The organism is Enterococcus sp. B2E4, assembly GCF_030499455.1.
Classification (GTDB): domain Bacteria; phylum Bacillota; class Bacilli; order Lactobacillales; family Enterococcaceae; genus Enterococcus_D; species Enterococcus_D casseliflavus.
The window spans coordinates 1-25,075 of the sequence record NZ_JAUKPK010000001.1 but is presented as its reverse complement, the minus strand read 5'-3'; the positions used below and the strand labels follow the sequence as shown (position 1 = coordinate 25,075).

Sequence of the window (25,075 nt, the reverse complement as noted above, 5' to 3'; positions counted from 1 at the left end):
TTGAGGTGAGATCGTGATGAAAAAACGAAAAATTCCTTTACGAAAATCAGTGATTTCAGGCGAAATGCTGCCTAAGAAAGAAATGCTTCGTATCACTCGTTCAAAAGAAGGCGTTGTTTCCATCGATCCAACAGGAAAAATGCCAGGTCGAGGAGCTTATATAGCGATCGAACCGGCTGAAGCCCAGAAAGCATGGGATAAGCGGATCTTGGATCGGGTGCTGGAAACGAAATTAACAGATGAATTTTACCAAGAACTATTGGACTATGTAACGCACCAAAAAGCGCGAAAAGAGTTATTTGCAAATGAATAAAACCAAAGCATTAAATATGTTAGGACTAGCCATGCGTGCTGGGAAATTAGTGACTGGTGAAGAAATGACCTTAAAAGAGATTCGCAATGAGAAAGCTGCTTTGGTCATTGTCGCCAGTGATGCTGGTAAAAATACACAAAAGAAAATTAAGGACAAAAGTTCTTATTACGAAATTCCGCTCCTAGATGCATTTTCTGCTGATGAAATCAGTGCGGCCATTGGAAAATCAAGAATGGTCATTGGCATCTTAGATCAAGGATTTGCAAGGAAGGTGCAGGAATTAATATTAGGTTAGGAAGGTGATTGCATGGGGAAAAAAAGAATTTATGAACTTGCAAAAGAATGGAACAAATCGAGCAAAGAGGTTGTTGAAAAAGCACAATCTTTAGGCTTTGATGTCAAAAATCATATGGGCGCGATCTCAGATGGAGAGGCGCAGAAATTGCAGCAGTCATTAGGCGGCAATCCAAATGGTAAAACATCTGCAAACTCAAATCCCGCAAATCAGAAACCAGCCAACCAGCCGGAAAAACAAGAACAAAAGAAATTTAAAACGCAAAGAAATAATCCTAACTTCCAAAACCGTCATAACAATCAAAGTCAACAGCGAACTACGCAAAGTAATAACCGTCCTGCTGGTCAAGGACAAGTAGAGCGCACGAACAGTCAAGGAAGTAACAGACCAAATAACCAAGGAAGTCATAATCGAGTGAATAACCAAGAGAATCGTAACAATCAAGGGCAACAAAACCGCCCAACAAACCAAGGACAACAAAACCGTCCGAATAATCAAGGGCAACAAAATCGCCCAAACAACCAAGGACAACAAAATCGTCCGAACAATCAAGGACAGCAAAATCGTCCAAACAACCAAGGACAACAAAATCGTCCGAACAACCAAGGACAACAAAATCGTCCGAATAACCAAGGACAACAAAACCGTCCAAACAATCAAGGACAGCAAAACCGTCCGAATAACCAAGGACAGCAAAACCGTCCAAACAACCAAGGACAACAAAATCGTCCGAACAATCAAGGGCAACAAAACCGTCCAGCCGCTCAATCTGCTGGAAATACGCAAGGGGCAGACCGTAACAACAACCGTACGCAAGGCTCGAATGATTCCCGTGGAGGAAATCAAAACCGCGGCAAGTCAAATTACGGTGGACGCAATAACAATTTCAACAACAACAATCGCAATAAATTTAACAAAAAAGGGAAAAAAGGCCGTCAACAAACGGAAAAGAAACCGCCAGTTCCAGCACGTAAATTCCGTGAGTTACCAGAAGTATTGGAATATACAGAAGGCATGAACGTAGCGGATATCGCGAAAAAAATCTACCGTGAACCAGCAGAGATCATCAAGAAGCTCTTTATGATGGGGGTTATGGTCAATCAAAACCAACCTTTAGATAAAGATACGATTGAACTACTTGCTACCGATTACGGAGTCGAACCACAAGAAAAAGTTCAAGTGGATATCGCAGACATCGATAAATTCTTCGAAGCAGAAGAACAAATTGAAGAGAATTTAGTATCACGACCACCTGTTGTTACCATCATGGGTCACGTTGACCACGGGAAAACAACATTGCTTGATACGTTACGTCATTCACGCGTAACAAGTGGTGAAGCTGGAGGAATCACGCAGCATATTGGGGCTTACCAAATCGACATCAATGGCAAACCAATCACTTTCTTAGATACTCCTGGACACGCGGCGTTCACCAGTATGCGTGCACGGGGAGCAAGTATCACTGATATTACGATTTTAGTTGTCGCAGCTGATGATGGTGTCATGCCGCAAACGGTGGAAGCGATCAACCATGCGAAAGCAGCAAAAGTGCCAATCATCGTTGCAGTTAACAAAATCGATAAACCAGGTGCTAACCCTCAACATGTGATGCAAGAATTAAGTGAACATGAGTTGATCCCAGAAGCTTGGGGTGGGGATACGATCTTCGTTGAAATCTCAGCGAAATTTGGGCAAAACATTGAAGAATTGCTTGAAATGATCCTCTTAGTAGCAGAAGTCGAAGATTTGAAAGCTGATCCTACCCAACGGGCGATCGGTACCGTTATTGAAGCGCGCCTTGATAAAGGCAAAGGTCCTGTAGCAACACTATTGGTACAACAAGGAACTCTTCATGTTGGTGATCCAATCGTTGTGGGGAACACTTTCGGTCGTGTCCGCGTGATGACGAATGATTTAGGTCGTCGTGATAAAGCAGCTGGACCTGCAACGCCAGTCGAAATCACAGGATTGAACGATGTCCCTCAAGCAGGTGACCGTTTCGTTACCTTTGAAGATGAAAAAACGGCTCGGGCAGCAGGTGAAGAACGTGCAAAACGTGCCTTGATGGAACAACGTGCATCAAGCAGTCGTGTGACATTGGATAACTTGTTTGAAAGTCTAAAAGAAGGCGAACTGAAAGAAGTGAACGTCATCATCAAAGCAGACGTACAAGGTTCAGCCGAAGCGTTAGCTGCGTCATTGAAGAAAATCGATGTTGAAGGTGTGCGAGTAAACATCGTCCATTCAGCCGTTGGTGCCATTAATGAAAGTGACGTAACGCTAGCAGCAGCAAGTAATGCCATCATCATCGGATTCAACGTCCGCCCTACACCGCAAGCCAAACAGCAAGCGGAAGCAGAAGAAGTCGATATTCGTTTGCATCGCATTATCTACAAAGCGATCGAAGAAATCGAAACAGCGATGAAAGGGATGCTTGATCCTGAATTTGAAGAAAAAATCACCGGTCAAATGATCGTTCGTGAAACCTACAAAGTTTCTAAAGTTGGTACGATCGCTGGTTGCTATGTGACGGAAGGCAGCATTCGCCGTGACAGTGGTGTACGGGTGATTCGTGACGGTATCGTCATCTATGAAGGCAAACTTGCCAGCTTGAAACGCTTCAAAGACGATGTCAAAGAAGTGAAGCTAGGATTTGAATGTGGCGCGATGATCGAGAAATTCAACGACGTAAAAGTCGATGATGTGATCGAAGGCTATGTCATGGAAGAAGTACCAACAAAATAAACGAAATGACAACTATACAAGGAGGCTTTTTGAGTGGCTAACTATCGAGATCGCCGAGTGGCGCAAGAAATCTTAAAAGAAGTCAATCAAATTCTTCGTAAAAAAGTTCGTGATCCTCGCGTGCAAGATGTGACGATCACAGATGTACGAGTAACTGGAGATTTGCAGCAAGCAACGATCTTTTACAGCACCTTGACGGACTTGGCTTCAGATAAGCAAAAAGCCCAAGCAGGACTGGAAAAAGCAACTGGGTTGGTTCGTCGTGAACTAGGCCAAGCGCTAACGCTCTACAAAGTTCCAGAAATCCAATTCGAGTTGGATGAATCTGTACAATACGGGAATAAAATTGATGAAATGATTCGCGCATTGCACTCAGAAGAATAAAAAAAAAGAACAGCTTCCAGTCGAAGCTGTTCTTTTTTATTTGGAAAAAGCATCAGGAATTCATCAGTAAAGTAACCAGTCCAGCAACACCTGCCCCTAAGAGCCAACCACCGATCACATCTGTTAAAAAATGAATCCCTAAGTAGACTCTGCTAAAGCCAATCATAAAGCTAAGCAAAATTGCCAGTAAGGTCATCGGGATGACAGCTGAGGGAACCAATTGTCCAAGATTCAAGGCGATCGTTCCATACATGGCAGCGGATGTGGCAGCATGAGCACTAGGAAAGCTGTGATCTTTTTCTTCAACTAAACGATGATCAATAGGACGATCTCGTCGGACGATTCGTTTGATCAAGTAAGCAGCTGCTGATACTATGAAGATACTGACTGCTGTTTTTGGTGCAAGATCCGCCCGCGATGATGGAAAGGCAAATAACAGTAAAGCGATCGCAACTGTCGGAAAGGCTTTTCCTAAATTGGTAAAAAAGTGCATCATGCGCGTCAAAGAGGGCGTACGGCTTTGGATGATCTGCAAAGCAAACGCTTCTTCCCAACGCTGCATCGTGCCGAGCTGAATTATGATCAAAAAAATGGCAAATCCAATAAATGACCCTATCGTTAAAACAACCATTTTAGGACCTCCTTATATGCTTAGTTTATCATGTAATGAGAAAGAGCGAAAAGGATTTTGTCGTGCAATGAATTTTTTTTATATGTTATAATAAGCAAGTTGAAGTGAAATGGAGGAATACGATGGACGGGATTTTACCATTATGGAAAGAGCGTGGACAAACAAGTCACGACTGCGTGTTTAAATTACGAAAAATATTAAAGACAAAAAAAATCGGACACAGCGGCACACTAGATCCTGACGTGGATGGTGTCTTGCCCATTTGTATCGGAAAAGGAACGAAGATCGTCGAATACTTGGTTGATTCTGGAAAAGTCTACACCGGGGAAATCACTTTGGGCTTCAGTACCACTACAGAAGATCGGTCGGGGGATATCGTTGAACAACAAGCACTAACTCGTCCTTTTACGAAGGAAGAGATCGATCAGGCAATGAAACAGTTGACGGGGACGATTACCCAGATCCCGCCGATGTATTCGGCGGTCAAAGTCAATGGCAAACGACTTTACGAATATGCTCGTAACAATGAAACTGTCGAGCGGCCACAGCGCAAAGCAGAAATTTATTCCTTTGAACGAATTTCAGAGCCGATTATTCATGAGAACAATACGCAAAGCTGGCGTTTTGAAGTTGCTTGTGGAAAAGGGACCTATGTTCGCACATTAGCGGTCGACACAGGGAAATTGCTGGGTGTACCCGCGCATATGTCTGATTTGACTCGCCTAAAAAGCGGTGGTTTTTCAAAAGAACAATCCTACACGATTGCAGAGGTGCAAAAGGCAGTCGATGAACAACGTGTTTCGGAACTACTACTACCTTTAGAATACGGGGTATCAGAATTTCTTCAAGTGACGATCGATGCAGACCTCTGGCAGAAAGTAAAAAATGGCATGCGTTTGCCCTTCAGCGCGTTTGGATTACCAAAGCGCCCAGAGGAATTAGTGGCGATTTTTTATCGAGAACAATTGATCAGTATCTATAAAGCTCATGACAAATACCAGGATATGATGAAACCGGTAAAAGTCATCCGTACAGAAATAGGAGAATGAATATGGAAATCATTGAAATAAGACACCCTTATGATCACGCAGCGATTCCTGAGGAGGAGATCGTCTTAGTTTTAGGCTTTTTCGATGGCGTGCATTTAGGTCATCAAAAAGTCATTGAAACAGGACGAAAGATTGCAGAGGAGAAAGGGTTAAAATTGGCGTTGATGACCTTTAATCAGCATCCCTCGATCGTTTTTCAAAAGGTTGATCCTGAAAAAATGCAATACCTGACCAGTTTGCCGCAAAAAGAAGCGCACATGGAACAACTTGGGGTAGATATTCTTTATATCATTGAATTTACTTCTGCTTTTGCAAATTTGGCACCGCAAGTATTTGTAGATGAATACATGATCGGACTGCATGCAAAAGTTGTTGTTGCAGGTTTTGACTATACCTATGGCAAGAAAGAGATAGCCAACATGGCGCTTTTGCCAACCTATGCAGAAGGACGTTTTGAAGTCGTGACTGTCGCGCAAGAATCGTTTCATGAGGAAAAGGTCAGCTCCACACGCATTCGCTCTGCACTACAAAATGGTGATATGGCGCAAGTCAATCGCTTGTTAGGGTATATTTATGAATTTGAAGGAACCGTCGTTCACGGTGATGCTAGAGGACGAGAACTTGGGTTTCCAACCGCAAATATCAAAGTGAAGAGCACCGTTCGGTTGCCAAAAGAAGGCGTCTATGTGACGGAAATCAAAGTTGGTGACAAGTGGTATCCATCGATGGGATCGATTGGTCACAATGATACGTTTGGTCAAGGTCGCCAGTTAACAGTAGAGATTTATATTCTCGATTTTCACCAAGATATCTATGGTGAAACCGTGGCGATCCGTTGGCATCATTTCTTACGTGATCAAGTCGCTTTCAATGGCGCACAAGCGTTGATCGAGCAATTAAAGCAAGATGAACGAGACACTGAAGCTTATTTTGATGGGCTTTCTGAAGAAAACTAGTCATTCGTAGTGAAAAGAAGCGTTTCTGGCTTCTTTTCACTTTTTCTTTTTCTCTCTTTTTATAACGTAGTTTATTTGAATTCTAATGCTTTCCCCATGAGGAAAAAACGTTTTTTCGATATACTAAAAAATAGGCTAAAATGATAATTTATGCAGTACGCTGCAAAGGGAAAGGGAGAGAAAAAGTGACAATTGGAAAAAAAGCGAAAAAGGGGAAAGAAAAGAAAGATTTAACCAAAATGAAAACGCCGCATACGTATGTCATCATTTTTGGGGTCGTGCTGTTGGCATGGTTGCTGACTTTCTTAGTTCCTGCTGGGAAATTTAGTACACAAGAAATCGAGTATACCGATGCAAATGGGGACATAAGTACCAGAACGGTCTTGATGCAAGATTCGTTTCGTTATGCCTACCCGTTAGATAACGAATACGTCTATCAACAGTTGAATCAATTGGAAGACGATCCACAAGAGCTGGAAGAATTAGATGTCGATCCTGAGGCTTTAGCAGCTGTTCTAGCTGAAGGGCCTAAAGAGTTGTCCCAGAGTCAATTAGATGAGGTCGGGCTAACGGATGACACCCTTTACAGCCTTTATGGCGAAAAGATTTATGATACTTCAGAAAAACTGCATAAAACAGCCAAGGTTTGGGGAACCGATGACTTTGGCGGTTTCGGCTTTTTAAATTTTGTTTTTGAAGGGTTAGTTTCTGGCGACAAATACGGCTCAGCAGTAGGGATTGCAGCACTGATTTTAGTGGTCGGTGGTGCATTTGGTATTATCATGCAAACGGGAGCGATCGATGCGGGGATCTTTGCATTTATCAGCAAAACCCGTGGGTTAGAACGTTTGGCATTGCCGCTGTTGTTCTTTGCTTTTTCATTTGGTGGTGCTACTTTTGGGATGGCAGAAGAAGTCATTCCGTTTTCGATGGTCATGGTGCCTTTCGTGATCGCATTAGGGTATGACTCGATCGTGGCGGTCACTGTCACCTATGTCGCCTCCCAGATTGGGAATGCCACCTCGTGGATGAGTCCATTTAGTGTGGCAGTGGCTCAAGGGATCGCAGGTATTCCCGTTCTTTCAGGCGCAACGTTCCGAATCATCATGTGGGTCGTGGTTACCGCATTATCCGCAGGATACCTCATGATCTATGCCGAAAGAATTCGCAAGAATCCTGAGAAATCGCTCACGTATCAATCAGATGCGTATTTTCGAAATCATCTTGAAAAAACCTCCAGTGAGCAAAAACCATTTTTATTAGGTCATAAATTGATCTTGGTTGAAATGCTGGCGGTCTTGATCTGGATCGTATGGGGTGTGACACAAAAAGGCTATTATATTCCCGAGATCGCTTCTCAATTCTTTGTTATGGGCTTAGGGGCAGGAATCATAGCGGTTCTTTTCAAATTAGAAAATATGGGCTTGAATGATGTGGCGAGTGCCTTTCAATCAGGGGCCTCAGAATTAGCGGGAACTGCAATCGTTGTAGGGATGGCCAAAGGGATTCTTCTGGTTCTCGGCGGTTCTGATGCCAACGTGCCGTCAGCCTTGAATACGATTTTGCACAGCATCGGTGGTTTGTTAAGCAATGTTCCAGCATTTATTGGGGCATGGTTCATGTACATTTTCCAAAGCTTCTTCAATTTGATCGTGACCTCCAATTCAGGTCAGGCTGCATTGACCATGCCGATCATGGCGCCATTAGCTGATCTTTTAGGTGTTTCCAGACAGATCGCTGTATTGGCTTATCAATTAGGCTCAGGCTTCATGGATGCCTTCACTCCAGTATCGGCAAGTCTGATCGGTGTGCTAGGTGTCGCAAGAATCGAATGGGTGAAATGGGCGAAATTCCAGATCAAAATGCAAGGGTTCTTATTTGTATTAGGAACGATCTTCATCTTTATTGCAGTCGCGATCGGCTTGCAATAAGAAGCAATCAGACACGAGGAGGAAGCACTCATGAAGGTGATACGACAAGCGGAGGTTTATGCGCCTGACTATTTAGGAAAAAAAGATATTCTTTTAAGCGAAGACAAGATCATTGCTATTGAAGATTCGATCGAAGGAGGATTCTCAGGGGTTCCTCTTGAAGAAATCGATGGCACAGGGTTACTTGCTGTTCCCGGCTTTATTGACTGCCACTTTCATATCTTAGGAGGTGGCGGGGAAGGCGGCTTTCAGAACCGGACACCAGAAGTGAAATTGTCTCAGCTGACCTCAGCGGGGGTAACGACAGTGGTTGGGTGTTTGGGTACTGACGGAGTAGGCAGAGATATGACTGCCTTGATCAGTAAGGCCCGTGGACTAGAGGCAGAAGGCATCACGACGTACTTGTATGACGGTTCTTATCGATTGCCATTGACTCCGGTCACCGATTCTATCATTCAAGATTTTTTGACTATTGACAAAATCATTGGTATCGGTGAAATTGCCGTTTCTGACCATCGTTCTTCACAACCGAGTTTCGAAGAATTTACCCGCGCGGTGGCGGATGCCCGTGTTGGTGGGATGCTTTCTGGAAAAGCAGGCATCGTAAATGTCCACTTAGGTGGAGGAAAGAGAAAATATGAGCTACTTTTACGAACCATCGAAGAAACAGAGATTCCAATCAGCCAATTTTTACCGACACATGCCAATCGGACCAGCGAGCTTTTCGAAGCAAGTATTGCTTTTGCAAAAATGGGTGGAACGATTGATTTTACGGCGAGTGAGGATCCTGATTTCTGGGAAAAAGAAGACGATGAGGTTCGCTTCAGTAAAGGATTGAAGCGTTTGTTAGCAGAAGGGATCGGGCTGGATCAATTTACCATGACCTCTGATGGGCAAGGTAGCCTCCCGTACTTTGATGAAAACAATCAATTCATAGGTCTGGGTGTCGGTAGTTCGCGAGCCTTGATGGTAGGCATTAAAGAAGCAGTCCAAAAAGAGCAGATTCCATTGGAGATTGCCATTCGAGCAATCACTTCTAATCCAGCGAAAGTATTGAAGCTTGATCAAAAGGGACGTCTTGCAGCAGGGATGGATGCTGATATTTGTTTGCTGAACAAAGAAACATTAACAGTAGAAACGGTTCTAGCGAAAGGCAGAACGATGGTAGAAAAACAAGAAGTAAAAGTGTGGGGTACCTTTGAGCAACTAACATAAGAAGACTCCAGCTTTGACAAACTAAGAAACGGTTGTTTTTCTAAACAGAGTTTTAGAACAAAATAAGCAGCCCGATCCATGACCAGCATTTACTGGACTTGATCGGACTGCTTTTTTCAATTAAACGCAAGCATTCTTAAGCTTGCAACGCATCCAATTTCTTCATATCTTCTTCAGAAATTTCAAAGTCAACTTTGGCATTGTCAGAAATGTATTCTTCATGAACGGATTTTGGCAATGGCAGAATGTCTTTTTGTAGCAAGTAACGAATTGAAAGTTGTGGAATAGATTTTCCATAAGCTTCCGCAATCGTCTTCACTGCATCGTTATCGAGTAAACGACCGGTGGCGATTGGAGAATAGCCTTCCACTAAAATTTCGTGGTCTTTACAAAATGCCAATAACTCTTCATTTGTACGTCCAATATGGTAAACAAACTGGTTGACCATCGGTTTCACATCGCAATGATCAAAAATATTCTGTAAATCTTTTTGATCGAAGTTGGAAACACCAATTGATTTTACTTTCCCACTTAAGTAGGCTTCTTCTAGTGCTTTCCAAACATCGATGTTTTCAAGATAAAAATCTTTGTTTTCTGGATTGTTTCCCATGATTTTCCAAGGACGAGGAGCGTGGATCAAAATCAAATCGATATACCCTAAGTCAAGTTTTTTTAGAGAAGCATCAATGCTATCAACCGCTTCTTGATAGGTCTTCAACTCAGCAGGTACTTTCGTGGTAACAAAAATTTCTTCGCGGGCAACGCCTGAATCGCGCACAGCTTTCCCAACCGCTTCTTCGTTTTTGTAAGCTGCCGCTGTATCGACATGTCGATAACCGTTTTGAATGGCAAATTTTGTGGCGTTGTAAGCATCTTCTGGAGAAGATTGCCAGGTTCCAAGGCCAATCTTAGGAATCGTCAGTTTGTTCTGCAAGGTAAATGTTTCTTGTAATATCACGTATCTCAACCTACTTTCATCGCTTTTTTTTGTTACATCTTCCATTATAAAACGTTTTCTTGTTTGAAACAAATCAGACGCTGAAACTTTTTCGGTAAATTGACTTTCAAAAGGATCTTTGATACATTATCAGCAACCTAAACGCAGAAAGATGTGGAAAAAATGGATTTTGTAAAAGAAGATTTTGCCTATTATCGGCGCTCTTTTGAATTGATGTATCGCAGTTATTTCCGTAGAAGAATGATTGCCCTGGGTGTGGCGATTTTGATTATCTTAGGTTATTTATTTTTGTTACAAGAAAGTTTGCTTTTAAATATCATCTTGCTAGGTATTTTGCTAGGGATGATGGCGTGGCTGGTTTCACTTTATCAGAAGGCGAGTGAGGTCGTACGTGCTTTTGAAGAAGAAAATCAGGTGCCGCAAATTCATCAACTGACAGAATTCGAGGATCATTATGCGTTCCCAATAAACGATGGAACAACGATGCGCGTGAAGAAAAACGGCAATCGCAACTTCCCTTCCAATAATAAGCAGTACACGTTGATGGCAGGCTATAAAAAAGTTTTCTTTGTGCAACAACCCTTGATGATTTTTTACTATGACCTCTTGGAAATGAAGTATGATGAAGCGTATCGTTTGAAACGAAATCGCCAAAACGGGTTCAATCGTTGGTCGCGTTATTTCAGCTTTCGCTCCTTTAAGGGATCAATCGGCAATGTTTTTCAATTCTTGCTGGGAAATATTTTCTTCTTATTTATTGCGTATCGGTTGATCCGCTATCTGATCGATATTTTGCTGCACATTCTATAACGGTCGCCAAGGGGATGATTCTCATCGTTTTCATAGACTGGTGAAAAAGATGATAGGACTTAATTTTTTAAAAAAGGTATACTTAAGTCAGATAAGACAAGCAATTGTCTTTCAAGAATAAGAGTCCTGCTCTTGTTAAGTAAGCCGTCAGCAACAGCTTATCTATTGTGGCGCTAACAGTTTGGGGGAAGTGTTAGTTCTTGTAACAAACAGATTTTTTTCTGGGTGGGATAAGAACAAAAGCGGTATTTTATCGTACTTAATAAGAGTAGTGCTCTTAATTTTTGCTATGACTATTTGAAGACATCACTTCTTGGAAGTGGTGTTTTTTCTTGCCCAAAATAGTCCAAGTGATAGGAGAATTCTAAGAACTATGCTACAATGAGTGCCGATGCTCTCAGCGATGGGAGTAAAAAGAAGGTAGAGGAGAATCACTTAGGAATGCCTGAAGGTCAAACAATAAACGATCCATCTACAAAAAGCGCGCAAAATATTTCTGCGTATATACATATACCATTCTGTGAACATATCTGCTATTACTGTGACTTCAACAAAGTGTTTTTAGAAGGGCAGCCAGTGGATGAGTACATCGAAGCGTTACTAAAAGAAATTGAGCTGAGCCTCTTGCGTCAGCCTATCAATGAGGCGGAAACAATTTATATCGGCGGCGGGACGCCAACGTCGCTTTCGGCGAACCAGCTGGATCGATTGCTTTCAGGTGTGCATGAATTGCTGCCGACCCACACAACCAAAGAGTTTACCGTGGAAGCAAATCCTGGTGATTTGAGTGAAGAAAAAATGCTGGTTTTGAAAAACCATCAAGTCACTCGCTTGTCGATGGGGGTCCAAACCTTTGATAATCGCTTGCTTAAAAAAATTGGCCGCAAGCATACCGCTGAAGATGTTTATTCAACCATTCAGCTGCTGGAAAAACATGATTTTCAGAATGTGACGATCGATTTGATTTATGCACTTCCGGGACAAAGCATAGAAAGCTTCCGTGATACACTGACGCGAGCGATTGATCTCGGGTTGCCTCACTATGCGATGTATTCCTTGATTTTAGAAAACAAAACCATGTTTATGAACTGGGTTCGCCAAGGGAGAATGGCGCTGCCTTCTCAAGAAGCTGAAACGCAGATGTTTGATGAGGCGATCGCCGCGATGACAAAAGCTGGCTTGAATCAATATGAAATCAGTAATTTTGCACGACCAGGGTATGAATCCTTGCATAATCTAGTGTATTGGAACAATGAACATTATTTTGGCTTTGGGGCAGGCGCCAGCGGGTATATTGGACAGACCCGCTACAAGAATAAAGGTCCAATCCAGCATTATTTGAAACCATTACAGGAAAATCAATTGCCAATCCATGAAACCGAAGAATTGACAACCAGTAATCAAATGGAAGAGGAACTGTTTTTAGGCCTTCGTAAAAAGGCTGGCATTTCAAAAATACGCTTTGCAGAAAAATTCGGGAAGTCTTTTCAGGAAATCTATGGTTCAACTAGCGAACAGTTGATTCAAAAAGGCTGGTTGGCTAGTCAAGGTGATCGTGTCTTTTTAACGAAAGCTGGGATGTTCATTGGCAACGAAGTGTCTGAAGCATTTCTCTTGGATGGAGAAAAATAAGAAAGAACAAGGAAGAGAAGTAGCCATTTCGCGCTGCTTCTTTTTTGATTTCTTTTTTTAGCACTCTCTTAGAAAGAGTGCTAAAAAAGTGATGCAAATACTTGACATTCCTAGCAAATATGGTATATTTATAATCGTGTTAGCACTTAATAGGAATGAGTGCTAACGGAGGAGTGGATAAAATGTTGACACCTAGACAACAAATGATTTTACACCTCATCATCCAAAACTATACGAATACTGGTCAGCCCACGGGCTCGAAGCGATTGATGGAAGATGGGGTTGAAGCTAGCTCTGCCACCATTCGTAATGAGATGAAGGCGCTGGAAGAAGCTGGACTTCTGCTAAAAACACATTCATCTTCAGGGCGTGTGCCATCAATAAAAGGGTATCGCTATTACGTTGATCACTTATTGAAGCCATCTGAAGTTGACCAAAACGAAATTCAAACCATTCGTCATTCTTTTGGAAAAGATTTTCATGAAATCAATGAAATCATCCAGCAGTCTGCCACGATCTTGTCCAACTTGACTAGCTATACAGCGTTGTCTCTCGGACCAGATATGAAGGAAAGGAAATTGACGGGCTTTCGAATCGTCCCTTTGAATGCACGACAGATCATCGCGATCATCGTGACGGATAAAGGAAATGTCGAAAATCAAGTCTTTACTCTTCCTGAATCGATGAGCAGCGAAGATTTGGAAAAAATGGTAAGGATCATCAACGACAAATTGATCGGTGAACCTCTAATGACGGTCTACCATCGATTAAGAACCGAGATTCCTATGATTCTGCATAAGTATTTTCAAACGACTGACGGAATCGTTGATCTCTTTGATACGATGCTGAGCCATATTTTTGAAGAAAAAATCTTCGTCGGCGGGCGAATGAATCTTCTGGATTTTGAACCGACGCAAGATGTTAGTCAGTTCAAATCGATGTATTCATTTATGAAAAACGCAGATCAGCTGACACAGCTGCTGGCGCCAAGAGATTCTGCGATTCAAATCAGAATCGGCTCTGAGCTTGGCAACGACTTGTTACAAAATATGAGTTTGATCCAAGCCAGCTATGAAATCGAAGGTCATGGACAAGGAACGATCGCTTTATTAGGTCCATCAAGTATGCCGTATTCACGGATGTTTGGATTGATGGAAGTTTTTCGAGGCGAGTTAGCAAAAAAATTGGCCGATTATTATCGCGCATTAGACGCTGCCAATGAATAAGCGGCAATGAAACAAATCGTAGAAGGGATGGTTGAAACGTGACGGAAAAAGAAGAGCGTTTAGATGAAGAATTAGATAAAACTGCTGAAGAAACCGCAGAAACAACTGAATCTTCAAATGAATCAACTGAAACTGAAGCACAGACTCCTCAACCAGAGGAAGAAGCAGTGGAAAAAAGCGAATTGGAACTTTTGCAAGAAAAGAATAACGAATTGGAAGATCAATTCCTGCGTGCTCGTGCAGAGATCGCAAATATCACTTCACGTAACCGCAACGAGCGGGAACTTTTACAAAAATACCGCTCGCAAGATCTTGGCAAAAAACTGTTGCCAGCAATCGACAATTTGGAACGAGCGATGGCAGCAGATGTCGATCAAGACCAAGCTGCGAATTTGAAAAAAGGCGTTGAAATGGTTCTTGAAAGTCTGCGTCAAGCCTTAAAAGAAGAGGGAATCGAAGAGATTCCTGCTGAAGGTGCAATGTTCGATCCGAACTTGCATCAAGCGGTGCAGACTGTACCTGCCTCTGATGAAACACCGGCAGACACAATCGTTACTGTCTTGCAAAAAGGGTATAAATTGCATGATCGTGTCTTGCGTGCAAGCATGGTCATCGTTGCACAATAGTTCTTTCTATCTATAAGTAGATGTTTAAATTAAAAAAGGGAGTGTATTACTTATGAGTAAAATTATCGGTATCGACTTAGGAACAACAAACTCAGCTGTTGCTGTCCTTGAAGGCGGCGAAGCAAAAATCATTACGAATCCAGAAGGAAACCGTACCACACCTTCTGTTGTCTCATTCAAAAATGGTGAGATCCAAGTAGGGGAAGTTGCAAAACGCCAAGCAGTAACAAACCCGAATACGATTTCTTCTATTAAACGCCATATGGGTGAAGCTGGATACAAAGTAGAAGTTGAAGGCAAATCCTATACACCACAAGAAGTTTCCGCAATGGTTCTTCAATACATCAAAGGATTTGCTGAAGACTATTTAGGTGAAAAAGTTGAAAAAGCAGTCATTACTGTTCCTGCATACTTCAACGATGCGCAACGTCAAGCAACCAAAGATGCTGGTAAAATTGCCGGTCTTGAAGTAGAACGGATCGTCAACGAGCCAACTGCCGCAGCTTTAGCTTATGGGTTAGATAAAACAGATAAAGATGAAAAAATCCTAGTCTTTGACTTAGGTGGCGGTACTTTTGACGTATCGATCCTTGAATTAGGGGATGGCGTCTTTGACGTATTATCAACTGCTGGGGACAACAACCTAGGTGGGGATGACTTTGATAACAAAATCATCGATCACATGGTAGCAGAATTCAAAAAAGAAAACGGCATTGATCTTGGAAAAGACAAAATGGCCTTGCAACGTTTGAAAGATGCTGCTGAAAAAGCGAAAAAAGACTTGTCAGGTGTAACAAGTACTCAAATCAGCTTGCCATTTATCACAGCTGGTGATGCTGGTCCATTGCACTTGGAAATGACCTTGACTCGTGCGAAATTCGATGAATTGACCGCAGACCTAGTCGAACGGACAAAAATTCCAGTACGCCAAGCTTTGAAAGATGCTGGCTTATCACAATCAGAAATCGATGAAGTCATCTTAGTTGGTGGTTCAACACGTATTCCAGCAGTAGTTGATGCTGTTCGTAAAGAAACCAATAAAGAACCAAACAAATCAGTAAACCCAGATGAAGTGGTAGCGATGGGTGCTGCGATCCAAGGTGGCGTGATCACTGGTGATGTGAAAGATGTCGTCTTACTAGACGTTACACCATTATCATTAGGTATCGAAACAATGGGTGCCGTCTTCACAAAACTGATCGATCGGAACACAACGATCCCTACAAGTAAATCACAAGTCTTCTCAACTGCAGCAGACAATCAACCAGCCGTTGATATCCATGTCTTGCAAGGAGAACGCCCAATGGCAGCTGACAACAAAACATTAGGTAGATTCCAATTGACGGATATTCCACCAGCACCTCGTGGCATCCCTCAAATCGAAGTAACATTTGATATCGATAAAAATGGGATCGTCAATGTTTCTGCAAAAGATTTAGGTACACAAAAAGAACAAAAAATTACGATCAAATCATCTTCAGGTTTATCAGATGAAGAAATCGAACGCATGGTAAAAGATGCTGAAGCAAACGCTGAAGCCGACAAACAACGCAAAGAAGAAGTTGATCTACGCAATGACGTCGATGCTTTGTTGTTCACTGTTGATAAAACATTGAAAGAGCTTGAAGGCAAAGTGGATGTAGACGAAGTCAAAAAAGCGGAAGAAGCTCGTGATGAGTTGAAAGCTGCACTTGAAGCAAACAACTTAGAAGAAATGAAAACGAAACGTGATGCTTTGAATGAAATCGTACAAAACTTAACTGTTAAGTTATACGAACAAGCAGCACAACAACAAGCACAAGAAAATCCAGAAGCTGCACAAGGCGGCGCAGACGATGTGGTTGACGCCGACTTTGAAGAAGTAGACGGTGACGATAAATAATCGCTGTTTGTGAAAAAGCCAAAGTCACCGCTTTGGCTTTTTCTTATGAATTTGCGAAACGTATTTTTCTAGAGCGAATTATATGCTAAAATACGAGAGACGCAAGAATATAGTGGAGGGAAGCCAATGGCAGACAAAAGAGATTATTATGAGGTCTTAGGTCTACAAAAAGGGGCTTCGGATGACGAAATCAAAAAAGCTTATCGTAAGCTTTCAAAACAATATCATCCAGACATCAATAAAGAACCTGATGCAGAAGCAAAGTTTAAAGAAATTTCTGAGGCCTATGAAATATTAAGTGATTCCCAAAAAAGAGCTGCTTATGACCAGTATGGTCATGCTGGTACCGATCCGAACTACGGAGGCGGTTATGGCGGTGGATTCGGCGGCTTTAACAGTGGCGGATTCTCCGGTGGCGGTTTTGGTGGATTTGAAGACATTTTCGAATCGTTTTTCGGTGGTGGAGGCGGCAGAGCAGCCAATCCTAATGCACCTCGACAAGGAGCGGACTTGCAATATGCGGTTGATCTTTCCTTTGAAGAAGCGATTTTCGGAGTGGAAAAAACTGTTCAATACAATCGTGAAGAAACCTGTCATACCTGCGGTGGGAACGGGGCAAAACCAGGTACTTCACCAGAAACCTGTCATAAATGTCATGGTGCAGGTACCATCAATGTTGAACGTCAAACACCGCTTGGTCGTGTGATGAGCCGTCAAACCTGTGATGTTTGTCATGGAACTGGGAAAGAAATCAAAGAACCATGTACAACATGTCATGGTACTGGCCATGAAAAGAAAAAACACAGTGTGAAAGTCAACGTACCTGCAGGTGTCGAAGATGGACAACAAATGCGCTTGTCTGGTCAAGGAGAAGCTGGCACCAATGGTGGTCCTTATGGTGATCTGTACGTTGTTTTCCGAGTGGAAGAAAGTGATATTTTTGACCGTGATGGGTCGGAAATTTATTACGAACTGCCGTTAAACTTTGTCCAAGCTGCTTTAGGCGACGAAGTCAATGTACCAACGGTTCATGGGAATGTGAAATTAAAAATTCCAGCTGGTACGCAAACAGGCACAAACTTCCGCTTACGCGGTAAGGGAGCCCCTCGCTTACGGGGAGGCGGCAATGGCGATCAACAGGTCAAAGTGAAGCTGATCACACCTAAGAACTTAAATGAGGAACAAAAAGAGGCATTGCGGGCTTATGCAAAAGCCAGTGGCCATGAAACGAACGAACAACAACCAGAAGGATTTTTTGATAAAATGAAAGATGCTTTTGGTGGGAAAAAGAAATAACCATGAAAAAATCCAACTCATGCCCTTATAAAACCATCCGTTTTATAAGGGCATGAGTGTTTGTATGGCTATAAATGTGCAGTATGGGCAAGAATCGAATCTTCTTGGCCATCTTTTTTTCTTTTCCTTTGAGATCGCTTGCTTAGTGTGTCACAATAAAAGTAGACCAATTAAAGGAGGAGATACAATGGAAAGAATATTTGCGAGTCCGTCACGATACGTTCAAGGAAAAGGGGTCTTGAAGCATGGGTTATCCCATATCAAAGATTTAGGAAAGAAAGTGCTTCTTTTGACCGATGAAACTGTTTGGAAAATTGCCGGTGAAGAACTATTTGAGAACCTGAAAGCAGCCGAGTTAGATCCGGTAAAAGAAATTTTTGGTGGAGAAGCTTCTGCAAATGAAATCGATCGTATCGTCTCTAAAGCCAAAAGTGAATCAATCGAAGTGATTGCCGCATTAGGTGGTGGGAAAGCCATCGATACTGGGAAAGCTGTTGCGGATGAATTGAAAATACCGATTGCTGTTTTGCCAACGATTGCCTCCACTGATGCACCAACTTCGGCACTTTCTGTTATTTATACTGATGAAGGTCGTTTTGAAAAGTATCGTTTTTATAACAAAAATCCTGAACTTGTCTTAGTGGATACCGCTGTGATTGCCAAAGCGCCTGCCAAATTGCTAGCCGCTGGTATTGCGGATGCACTCGCAACCTATGTCGAGGCACGTGCTGTTGCTCGAAGCCATAGTAAAAATATGGTCGGCGGGGTGCAACCAATTGCCAGCATGGCGATCGCTGAAAAATGCGAAGAGATCCTTTTTGAGAATGCCTTAAAAGCCTATCAATCGAATAAAAAACAAGTCGTTACCGAAGCTTTTGAACAAATCGTGGAAGCCAACACTTTGCTTAGTGGATTAGGCTTTGAAAGTGCAGGTCTGGCAGCAGCTCATGCGATTCATAATGGCTTGACAGCCCTTGAAGGAGACGTTCATGATCTGACCCATGGTGAGAAGGTTGCTTTCGGAACACTCACTCAATTGATGCTGGAAAATGCAGATCCTGAAGAGCTCGACCAATATATAGAATTGTATCAGGCATTAGAATTACCGACGACATTATCCGACATGCATCTTGCAAAAGCCAGCGATGCAGACCTATTAAAAATTGGCGAGCAAGCAACCATCGAAGGGGAAACGATCCACAATATGCCATTTCCGGTTTCTGCAGAAGATGTTGCAGCAGCGATCAAAGCCGTGGATGCCTATGTGAGTGCTTACTATCCTCTATGATGTTATTTTATTAAAAATCATCAATGTGTGCTCGGTGATTTCAAAAAACGTTTGACAATAAAAAAGAGTCGTGCTATTTTGATAACAAGCAAATTAAAGGAGGGAACAAGACATGACAAACGTCAACACACAAACTACCTGTTGTTGTTGTATGGTGCAAAAAGCAGCATACCGATTTGTCATGCCTATTATTAGTTCCTTTGTCGCAGAAGATCGCTGAATTTTCTTTAGTGATTCACTTTTATCCGGATAAGACGACATTTTTTTGGGGTACTGATGTAATAGTCAGTACCCCTTTTTGTTTGCTGTTTTTTACCGCTTTCATTGGCGACGGCTGATGATTGCAAATGAAAATGAGTACATGAAGCATACGAGTTGTGCCAAACAAAGTTGAGCGAGGAGTCGAGCGATGATCGTTAATAATATAAAAGCATTGATTGGGCACACCCCATTCTTTGAATTTGATGCCGCAGCATTTGGCGGCAAAAAGGGAAGTACCATCTATGCGAAACTTGAGTATTTAAATCCTGGTGGAAGTATCAAGGACCGCTTAGGGAAGTATTTGATCGATGAAGCGTTTCGCGAGCATGTGATCGATCATGAGACAACCGTTATCGAACCGACAGCGGGAAATACTGGAATTGGTTTAGCTTTAGCTGGAATCGAGTATGGCTTAAAAATGATTTTTGTCATTCCTGAAAAATTTAGCCTTGAAAAGCAGCAACTGATTGAAGCGTTGGGCGGGACCATCGTTCATACGCCCACTGAAGCAGGCATTCAAGGGGCGATTGAAAAAGCAAAGGAAATAGCAAAACAGCTACCAAATAGTTATATGCCAATGCAATTTCACAATCAAAACAATCCTACAGCCTACCAAGCAACCTTAGGTCCAGAGATCTTTCAGGAGTTATCTGGAAAAATTGACAGCTTTGTTGCTGGAGCTGGCAGCGGGGGGACCTTCGCGGGTGTCGCAACATACTTAAAGAAGCAAAAATCAAGCACTCGACTTGCTGTCGTTGAACCAGAAGGATCGATCTTAAATGGCGGGCCTGCCCATGGACATGAGATTGAAGGGATCGGTGTTGAGTTCATTCCCCAATTTTTTGACGATTTGCTTATTGATCAAATTTATACGATCAGTGATGCGGAAGGCTTTGCTTTTACTCGTTACTTGGCAAGAAACTATGGTTTGCTTGTTGGAAGTTCAAGTGGAGCGGCGATGGCAGCAGCAGTAAAAGAAAGCCTCGAATTACCAACTGGAAGCTCGATCGTTACCGTCTTTCCAGATGGAGGCGATCGCTATCTATCAAAACAGATTTATGCGGGTGAATCAGCAATCACCCCATTCATAGGAGGAGTAAACCATGCATTTTAATACAAAAGTAATCCACGGCGGTATCAGCGAAGACGAAATGACTGGTGCTGTTAGTGTGCCAATTTACCAAACATCAACCTATCGGCAAAATGCTCTTGGTCAGCCAAAGCAATATGAATACAGTCGTTCAGGCAATCCAACTCGATTTGCCTTAGAAGAATTGATTGCGGATCTGGAAGAAGGCGCCCATGGGTTTGCTTTTGCCTCTGGATTAGCAGCCACCCATGCGGTCTTCTCGCTGTTTCAGACTGGAGACCATGTCATTTTAGGGGATGATGTATATGGCGGGACGTTTCGTTTGCTCCATCAAGTATTAGAAAAAAGCGGATTGTCTTATACACTTGTCAAAACAAATGAGCTAGCTGCCGTTGAAGCAGCCATCCTTCCAGAAACCAAAGCGATCTTTCTGGAAACGCCGACTAATCCATTATTGAAGATCACGGACATCGCAATCGTTGCCCAACTAGCTAAAAAACAGGACATTTTGACGATCGTGGATAATACCTTTGCGACCCCTTACTTTCAAAAGCCGCTACAATTAGGCGCAGATATTGTGATTCACAGTGCTACCAAGTATCTCGGTGGACACAGTGATGTAGTAGCTGGGTTAGCGGTTGCCAAAGAGCCAAAAATCGCCGAAAGAATTGCTTTTTTACAAAACGCCATTGGTGGTGTATTGGGGCCTCATGATAGCTGGTTGATTCAACGAAGCATCAAAACTCTTGCTTTGCGGATGGAAGCACATCAAAACAACGCGATGAAAATTGCCCACTACTTACAAGCACATCCAGCTGTCGCAAAGGTTTATTATCCGGGATTGATTGCCCATGAAGGACATGAGATCGCCAAATCACAGATGTCTGGGTATAGCGGTATGATATCTTTTGAACTAAACGATGAATCGAAAACAGCAGAATTTGTTGAATCATTAAAGATTTTTACTTTAGCAGAAAGCTTAGGTGGCGTGGAAAGCTTGGTAGAAGTGCCAGCCGTGATGACCCATGCCTCGATCCCTAAAGAAATTCGTGAGCAATCTGGGATCAAAGATGGCTTGATTCGGTTGTCTCTCGGCATCGAAGACGGTGAGGATCTGCAGGCAGATTTAGAGCAAGCGTTTGAAAAGGCAGGTAGCTAGTGATGGGGAGAGAGTTTATTCCAATTTTTTCTGACTGGGCAGCTGAATACGATGAAACAGTTGCAGGTAAGGATGAAGAATATCGAGCGGTTTTTTTCAAATATGAACAGTTACTCGCTGAAATTGCTGAAAAAGCAGGGCAGTCTGTGGTAGAATTTGGTAGTGGAACTGGAAATCTAACACAAGCTCTGCTTGATCAAGGAAAAAACGTGCTGGCAATCGAGCCATCGCCAGAGATGCGGCGAATCGCCAAGTCAAAACCCAGTCTTTCTAAAGTGACTTTTGTAGATGGTGATATGGAGGTTTTTCCTGAGATCACGGATGTGATTGATACGATCGTTTCTACCTATGTTTTTCATCATCTTACGGAGGACGAAAAACAACGGGCAATCGGCAAATATGCTGCGATGCTGCCCAAAGGCGGGCAAGTGCTTTTCGGGGATACGATGTTTCTTTCTCTAGCCCACCAAATGGAACGAATCGATGAAGCACGGCAAGCTGGTCACCAGCGACTAGCCGCTGATCTGCAAAGAGAGTACTATCCAGTTATAGCGGATATCGAACGATACTTTCGTCAGCATGGGTTTACCAGTCGTTTTAAGCAGATCAATGAGTATGTTTGGCTTGTGGAAGCACAAAAAGAGTAGGAGAGAAGTACAATGAAAATTAATGTTGAAAGCTTTAATTTGGATCATACGAAAGTCAAAGCACCTTATGTACGGGTTGCCGATAAAAAACAAGGAACGAATGATACCATCATCAAATATGATGTCCGTTTGAAGCAGCCGAACCAAGCGCATATGGATATGGCAAGTCTGCACTCGCTAGAACATTTGACGGCAGAATTGATTCGTAATCATGCGGACTATATCGTGGACTGGTCACCAATGGGCTGCCAAACCGGCTTTTATTTGACTGTCTTGAATCACGACGATTATGAAGAGATTTTGACCGTCCTAGAAAAAACCATGAAGGACGTTTTGCAAGCAACTGAAGTACCTGCCAGCAATGAAGTGCAATGCGGTTGGGCGGCGAACCATACCTTAGAGGGTGCGCAAAAATTAGCGCAAGAATTTCTTGATGAACGTGACAATTGGTCGACCGTTTTTGCCTAAATAAAAATAGAAGTAGAAAAAAGGTGCCTGCGTTTGGATTCGCAGACGCCTTTTTTGTTAAACCCGCAAAGAGACGGGGATTCACTATTTTTTTGTTTATGGTTCTACTGCTTGGACGGTGATGCCGACTCCGTTTGGATTATAGGTTTGACTAATGTAAAACTCAAATCCTTCATGAACAAAGAAAAGTCTCCGAATGGCGCTAACGTCTCTGATGTGAGCATCTAAACCATACTGTTCGATCAATGTCTCTTTGATCTCCTCAATATCATCCTCTTTCCCGAATTGTGAGAAATCAATACCGAAAAATTCTGGGACATCAACCAATGTGATTCTCGATAAATGTTCATTTCCCGCGTTATCCGAGTCAAAATCAAAGCTGATTTTGGACAGTTTGTCCCTTGAACCTAAAGGAACTCTTTTTGTCTCGAGAGCGCTGCTGTCAGCCATCGGTGATAACAAATCAATGGCTGAATCAGGTAAACGAGTGGTTACTTTTCTTACTTCATCAACCATTGCTCCTTGATCGGGAGAAAAAACTTTTCTAGTCTCTTCCGTAACGATCACATTTTCGCGGCGCCGCTTTCGGTTAATGGCACTGCGCTCTTGATTTACCCGATCACTACGTTTGATGAGAGCGAGGCCGAGATCGCTGATGGATTCAGGGGAAGGTCTTTCTTCCAATAAAGCAGTTAAGTAATCGATCTCTAAAAACTGCTCGTAGGCAGCTGCTGGCTGATTTTCGCTGTAGAAGAGGACAGCTCCGAGTAAAAAACAACTAATGCCCAAACAAAGCAAAAGACTTCTTCTGCGATGCTCCCGGATTTTTTTCATAGGACGATTCAGTTTCATTTTATCCTTCAACTCCTAAGTTTTTTAGACGACTCATGATAATAGAGGTGTTTGAAATTCATGACGCATTTTGCCAATCTTAGTTACGAGAGGTCGCTTAATGGATTACTCAATTTCTGATTCAGAAAACTGATCATGCCAGGTAACGCCAGTAACGGTTCGGTTGGAAAGGGTAACGATGATCGCTTCGCCCTTTTGATTGATCCATGCATTGGACTCTACGCCTAGAATCGCTAGTCGCCAAGAAGGCAGTCCACCCATGATCTCTAATACTTGATCGCAGGACATTCCTTCTTGCAATTGGTGGAGCAAATCTTTGGTGACGCTTCTATTCCAACGTCGTGGCAATCCAATCTGCAATTGCTCGCAATAGGAGAAGTGAGAGGTGGATTCTTCGGTACTTACTGACTGTTGATCAAGGCTGTCAGAAGAGCTGCTTATGTCAATTGTAGTAGACGTTGATTGCTTTTCAGTAGAGGAAGAGCTGCTAGCTTCCGAATCCATTGACAATGATTGAGAAGTCACCGCTGTTTCTAATGAAGAACTGCTTTGTCGCGTTTCATCCAGGAGTTCGTCAATCAGGGTACAGCCAGTGAGTGATAAGGAAAGGAAAATCAATAAGGGAAAGAAACAGATGGTTTTCATACGATGTATGCCTCCAAAGTAATTTTCTGCATTTTTCTTTTGTTGTTATTTTAAGGTTGGTTTTTTATTAAAAGGGTTCTGACCGATGTTTAAACAAAAGAATCAATGTATTTATACAGCTTATGCAGTTATGGAGGGAGTGTTGTTTAATAAGTGTAACATGCCACTCCTGATCTGACTACTCGATTTCAAACTACATTTCATAGTTTTAATAAAATTTAGTCTCTATTCCTGATGATCATGAAATTCACGTGATATACTATAGTCAACTACAAGATAAAAAAATACGGCTTCAGTGGCAAAGGGCATTTGATGCAAACAGATCGTTGGGAATGTTTTCGAGCATTTGAATGTGGCATTGTTTTAATAGGAAAGAGAGGAAGAGGGAATGAAGATCTTAAGGGACTGGCAAGCAAAACATCAAGCGAAAAAATAAGCAAAAAAACAGGCATTACGGTTAAAAAATGCCAAGCTTCGTGCAGCGGGGAAAGAGCCGTTGAAGGGCTGGGGGAAAATGGTTGATACTGGCATCGGCGGGGCGAACAAAGCAAACCCTATCGATACAAAAGTGTTTTTTGGGGAAAATCAAAAGCGGATCGCAGATGAAACGAAACGGAACAAACAATAAAGAAAACCTCTGCAACAGTTCCTTCGTCGGACTGTTGCAGAGGCTTTTTGGCTCTATAATTTATGGGACTGATGAATCAGAATTGATT

At 42.5% G+C, this 25,075-nt stretch carries 23 protein-coding genes and 1 pseudogene; 20 read left to right on the top strand and 4 right to left on the bottom strand.

What is annotated here, in order from left to right; genetic code table 11:
• Positions 1 to 16: 16 nt before the first annotated feature.
• The 4 genes from Q1X33_RS00120 to rbfA are packed head-to-tail and all read left to right on the top strand — an operon-like array spanning position 17 to position 3,737.
• The gene (locus Q1X33_RS00120) at positions 17 to 313 is read left to right on the top strand and encodes a YlxR family protein (RefSeq protein ID WP_005225922.1); all 297 of its coding nucleotides are present in this window, start codon (positions 17 to 19) and stop codon (positions 311 to 313) included.
• Entirely contained in the window at positions 306 to 608 is a 303-nt protein-coding gene (locus tag Q1X33_RS00115; protein ID WP_034868540.1) for a YlxQ-related RNA-binding protein, read from the top strand. Before Q1X33_RS00120 ends, Q1X33_RS00115 begins: the two co-directional genes overlap by 8 nt.
• Positions 609 to 620: 12 nt before the next feature.
• Positions 621 to 3,353: a translation initiation factor IF-2 gene (infB, locus tag Q1X33_RS00110; RefSeq protein WP_301969440.1), complete on the top strand. Its 2,733-nt coding sequence runs from the start codon at positions 621 to 623 to the stop codon at positions 3,351 to 3,353.
• A 33-nt stretch (positions 3,354 to 3,386) separates the two neighbouring features.
• On the top strand, positions 3,387 to 3,737 hold the full coding sequence (rbfA, locus tag Q1X33_RS00105) for a 30S ribosome-binding factor RbfA (protein WP_005225925.1): 351 nt from the start codon (positions 3,387 to 3,389) through the stop codon (positions 3,735 to 3,737).
• A gap of 52 nt (positions 3,738 to 3,789) precedes the next feature.
• Here the strand turns inward: rbfA and Q1X33_RS00100 are convergent, their stop codons facing one another.
• Positions 3,790 to 4,368, bottom strand: coding sequence for a phosphatase PAP2 family protein (locus Q1X33_RS00100; protein ID WP_005225926.1), 579 nt, complete (start codon positions 4,366 to 4,368; stop codon positions 3,790 to 3,792).
• A gap of 122 nt (positions 4,369 to 4,490) precedes the next feature.
• Here Q1X33_RS00100 and truB point away from each other — a divergent pair, with 122 nt between their 5' ends.
• The 4 genes from truB to iadA all read left to right on the top strand — a co-directional run bounded on the left by truB (position 4,491) and on the right by iadA (position 9,519).
• Positions 4,491 to 5,417: a tRNA pseudouridine(55) synthase TruB gene (gene truB / locus Q1X33_RS00095; RefSeq protein WP_005225927.1), complete on the top strand. Its 927-nt coding sequence runs from the start codon at positions 4,491 to 4,493 to the stop codon at positions 5,415 to 5,417.
• Between the two features lie 2 nt (positions 5,418 to 5,419).
• The gene (gene ribF, locus Q1X33_RS00090) at positions 5,420 to 6,373 is read left to right on the top strand and encodes a riboflavin biosynthesis protein RibF (protein ID WP_015509590.1); all 954 of its coding nucleotides are present in this window, start codon (positions 5,420 to 5,422) and stop codon (positions 6,371 to 6,373) included.
• A 239-nt stretch (positions 6,374 to 6,612) separates the two neighbouring features.
• Positions 6,613 to 8,304, top strand: coding sequence for a putative basic amino acid antiporter YfcC (gene yfcC, locus Q1X33_RS00085; RefSeq protein ID WP_170927566.1), 1,692 nt, complete (start codon positions 6,613 to 6,615; stop codon positions 8,302 to 8,304).
• 30 nt (positions 8,305 to 8,334) lie between these two features.
• Positions 8,335 to 9,519 carry a beta-aspartyl-peptidase gene (iadA, locus tag Q1X33_RS00080; RefSeq protein ID WP_086338286.1) on the top strand — a complete coding sequence of 395 codons (1,185 nt, stop codon included), beginning with the start codon at positions 8,335 to 8,337 and terminating at the stop codon, positions 9,517 to 9,519.
• Between the two features lie 136 nt (positions 9,520 to 9,655).
• Here the strand turns inward: iadA and Q1X33_RS00075 are convergent, their stop codons facing one another.
• The gene (locus Q1X33_RS00075; RefSeq protein WP_050759602.1) at positions 9,656 to 10,522 is read right to left on the bottom strand and encodes an aldo/keto reductase; all 867 of its coding nucleotides are present in this window, start codon (positions 10,520 to 10,522) and stop codon (positions 9,656 to 9,658) included.
• A gap of 117 nt (positions 10,523 to 10,639) precedes the next feature.
• Here Q1X33_RS00075 and Q1X33_RS00070 point away from each other — a divergent pair, with 117 nt between their 5' ends.
• The 11 genes from Q1X33_RS00070 to Q1X33_RS00020 all read left to right on the top strand — a co-directional run bounded on the left by Q1X33_RS00070 (position 10,640) and on the right by Q1X33_RS00020 (position 22,862).
• Positions 10,640 to 11,287 (top strand): hypothetical protein, encoded by a 648-nt coding sequence (locus tag Q1X33_RS00070; RefSeq protein ID WP_034868543.1) that lies wholly within the window; start codon positions 10,640 to 10,642, stop codon positions 11,285 to 11,287.
• A gap of 441 nt (positions 11,288 to 11,728) precedes the next feature.
• Complete coding sequence (gene hemW, locus Q1X33_RS00065) at positions 11,729 to 12,919, top strand: radical SAM family heme chaperone HemW (protein WP_005225933.1); 1,191 nt, start codon at positions 11,729 to 11,731, stop codon at positions 12,917 to 12,919.
• 182 nt (positions 12,920 to 13,101) lie between these two features.
• The gene (hrcA, locus tag Q1X33_RS00060) at positions 13,102 to 14,145 is read left to right on the top strand and encodes a heat-inducible transcriptional repressor HrcA (RefSeq protein ID WP_005225934.1); all 1,044 of its coding nucleotides are present in this window, start codon (positions 13,102 to 13,104) and stop codon (positions 14,143 to 14,145) included.
• A gap of 38 nt (positions 14,146 to 14,183) precedes the next feature.
• Positions 14,184 to 14,771 (top strand): nucleotide exchange factor GrpE, encoded by a 588-nt coding sequence (grpE, locus tag Q1X33_RS00055; protein WP_005225935.1) that lies wholly within the window; start codon positions 14,184 to 14,186, stop codon positions 14,769 to 14,771.
• Between the two features lie 52 nt (positions 14,772 to 14,823).
• On the top strand, positions 14,824 to 16,653 hold the full coding sequence (gene dnaK / locus Q1X33_RS00050; protein ID WP_301969439.1) for a molecular chaperone DnaK: 1,830 nt from the start codon (positions 14,824 to 14,826) through the stop codon (positions 16,651 to 16,653).
• Between the two features lie 126 nt (positions 16,654 to 16,779).
• On the top strand, positions 16,780 to 17,949 hold the full coding sequence (dnaJ, locus tag Q1X33_RS00045) for a molecular chaperone DnaJ (RefSeq protein ID WP_005225937.1): 1,170 nt from the start codon (positions 16,780 to 16,782) through the stop codon (positions 17,947 to 17,949).
• A gap of 187 nt (positions 17,950 to 18,136) precedes the next feature.
• Positions 18,137 to 19,237, top strand: a complete 1,101-nt coding sequence (locus Q1X33_RS00040) for a glycerol dehydrogenase (protein WP_005225938.1) — start codon at positions 18,137 to 18,139, stop codon at positions 19,235 to 19,237.
• 409 nt (positions 19,238 to 19,646) lie between these two features.
• Complete coding sequence (locus Q1X33_RS00035) at positions 19,647 to 20,612, top strand: PLP-dependent cysteine synthase family protein (protein ID WP_005225939.1); 966 nt, start codon at positions 19,647 to 19,649, stop codon at positions 20,610 to 20,612.
• A complete protein-coding gene (locus Q1X33_RS00030) occupies positions 20,602 to 21,747 on the top strand; it encodes a cystathionine gamma-synthase (protein WP_005225940.1) in 1,146 nt (381 codons plus the stop codon). Before Q1X33_RS00035 ends, Q1X33_RS00030 begins: the two co-directional genes overlap by 11 nt.
• A gap of 2 nt (positions 21,748 to 21,749) precedes the next feature.
• On the top strand, positions 21,750 to 22,394 hold the full coding sequence (locus Q1X33_RS00025) for a class I SAM-dependent methyltransferase (protein WP_005225941.1): 645 nt from the start codon (positions 21,750 to 21,752) through the stop codon (positions 22,392 to 22,394).
• A 12-nt stretch (positions 22,395 to 22,406) separates the two neighbouring features.
• On the top strand, positions 22,407 to 22,862 hold the full coding sequence (locus Q1X33_RS00020) for an S-ribosylhomocysteine lyase (protein WP_005225942.1): 456 nt from the start codon (positions 22,407 to 22,409) through the stop codon (positions 22,860 to 22,862).
• Between the two features lie 96 nt (positions 22,863 to 22,958).
• Here the strand turns inward: Q1X33_RS00020 and Q1X33_RS00015 are convergent, their stop codons facing one another.
• Entirely contained in the window at positions 22,959 to 23,714 is a 756-nt protein-coding gene (locus Q1X33_RS00015) for a hypothetical protein (protein ID WP_005225943.1), read from the bottom strand.
• Positions 23,715 to 23,819: 105 nt separating this feature from the next.
• Entirely contained in the window at positions 23,820 to 24,359 is a 540-nt protein-coding gene (locus tag Q1X33_RS00010; protein WP_005225944.1) for a hypothetical protein, read from the bottom strand.
• 388 nt (positions 24,360 to 24,747) lie between these two features.
• On the opposite strand from Q1X33_RS00010, the pseudogene Q1X33_RS00005 reads away from it, so the two are divergent.
• Positions 24,748 to 24,987, top strand: a pseudogene (locus tag Q1X33_RS00005) (hypothetical protein).
• Positions 24,988 to 25,075 lie beyond the last annotated feature (88 nt).

Excerpts from the sequence above, each read along its gene's own strand:
- Q1X33_RS00035 (WP_005225939.1), top strand. The coding sequence starts at position 19,647 with ATGATCGTTAATAATATAAAAGCATTGATTGGGCACACCCCATTCTTT.
- Q1X33_RS00100 (WP_005225926.1), bottom strand. The coding sequence starts at position 4,368 with ATGGTTGTTTTAACGATAGGGTCATTTATTGGATTTGCCATTTTTTTG.
- ribF (WP_015509590.1), top strand. The coding sequence starts at position 5,420 with ATGGAAATCATTGAAATAAGACACCCTTATGATCACGCAGCGATTCCT.
- Q1X33_RS00120 (WP_005225922.1), top strand. The coding sequence starts at position 17 with ATGAAAAAACGAAAAATTCCTTTACGAAAATCAGTGATTTCAGGCGAA.
- Q1X33_RS00025 (WP_005225941.1), top strand. The coding sequence starts at position 21,750 with ATGGGGAGAGAGTTTATTCCAATTTTTTCTGACTGGGCAGCTGAATAC.
- Q1X33_RS00030 (WP_005225940.1), top strand. The coding sequence starts at position 20,602 with ATGCATTTTAATACAAAAGTAATCCACGGCGGTATCAGCGAAGACGAA.
- dnaK (WP_301969439.1), top strand. The coding sequence starts at position 14,824 with ATGAGTAAAATTATCGGTATCGACTTAGGAACAACAAACTCAGCTGTT.
- Q1X33_RS00040 (WP_005225938.1), top strand. The coding sequence starts at position 18,137 with ATGGAAAGAATATTTGCGAGTCCGTCACGATACGTTCAAGGAAAAGGG.
- infB (WP_301969440.1), top strand. The coding sequence starts at position 621 with ATGGGGAAAAAAAGAATTTATGAACTTGCAAAAGAATGGAACAAATCG.
- yfcC (WP_170927566.1), top strand. The coding sequence starts at position 6,613 with ATGAAAACGCCGCATACGTATGTCATCATTTTTGGGGTCGTGCTGTTG.
- Q1X33_RS00075 (WP_050759602.1), bottom strand. The coding sequence starts at position 10,522 with ATGGAAGATGTAACAAAAAAAAGCGATGAAAGTAGGTTGAGATACGTG.
- Q1X33_RS00020 (WP_005225942.1), top strand. The coding sequence starts at position 22,407 with ATGAAAATTAATGTTGAAAGCTTTAATTTGGATCATACGAAAGTCAAA.
- Q1X33_RS00115 (WP_034868540.1), top strand. The coding sequence starts at position 306 with ATGAATAAAACCAAAGCATTAAATATGTTAGGACTAGCCATGCGTGCT.
- Q1X33_RS00015 (WP_005225943.1), bottom strand. The coding sequence starts at position 23,714 with ATGAAACTGAATCGTCCTATGAAAAAAATCCGGGAGCATCGCAGAAGA.
- truB (WP_005225927.1), top strand. The coding sequence starts at position 4,491 with ATGGACGGGATTTTACCATTATGGAAAGAGCGTGGACAAACAAGTCAC.
- hemW (WP_005225933.1), top strand. The coding sequence starts at position 11,729 with ATGCCTGAAGGTCAAACAATAAACGATCCATCTACAAAAAGCGCGCAA.
- Q1X33_RS00070 (WP_034868543.1), top strand. The coding sequence starts at position 10,640 with ATGGATTTTGTAAAAGAAGATTTTGCCTATTATCGGCGCTCTTTTGAA.
- iadA (WP_086338286.1), top strand. The coding sequence starts at position 8,335 with ATGAAGGTGATACGACAAGCGGAGGTTTATGCGCCTGACTATTTAGGA.
- dnaJ (WP_005225937.1), top strand. The coding sequence starts at position 16,780 with ATGGCAGACAAAAGAGATTATTATGAGGTCTTAGGTCTACAAAAAGGG.
- Q1X33_RS00010 (WP_005225944.1), bottom strand. The coding sequence starts at position 24,359 with ATGAAAACCATCTGTTTCTTTCCCTTATTGATTTTCCTTTCCTTATCA.
- hrcA (WP_005225934.1), top strand. The coding sequence starts at position 13,102 with ATGTTGACACCTAGACAACAAATGATTTTACACCTCATCATCCAAAAC.